This is a genomic window from Sedimentibacter sp. B4, assembly GCF_000309315.1.
In the GTDB taxonomy this organism is placed as follows: domain Bacteria; phylum Bacillota; class Clostridia; order Tissierellales; family Sedimentibacteraceae; genus Sedimentibacter; species Sedimentibacter saalensis.
The window spans coordinates 1-270 of sequence record NZ_CANG01000396.1 but is presented as its reverse complement, the minus strand read 5'-3'; the positions used below and the strand labels follow the sequence as shown (position 1 = coordinate 270).

Here is a 270-nt window from a genome sequence, read left to right as displayed (position 1 = left end):
GTGAAATCTGGGGAGCGCGTCCCTGGGTCGACGCGCGCGCCGGATACCCCCTAGGGTATAGTGGTTGATCGGCGATGCTGCCGACAGAAGGAGAAGCACATGGCAGAGGTCCTCATCCTCGGAGCGGGTGTATCCGGCCACACCGCCGCACTGCACCTGCGGCGACTGCTGGGGAGCCAGCACAAGGTGACCGTCGTGTCGCCGAACTCCCAGTGGAACTGGATCCCCTCGAACATCTGGGTGGGCGTGGGCGAGATGGCAAAGAAGGAT

The 270-nt window shown here is 64.1% G+C and carries 1 pseudogene; it reads left to right on the top strand.

Annotated features, from left to right (window positions below):
• Positions 1–99: 99 nt before the first annotated feature.
• Positions 100–270, top strand: a pseudogene (locus BN358_RS23515) (tryptophan 7-halogenase); the annotation flags it as partial.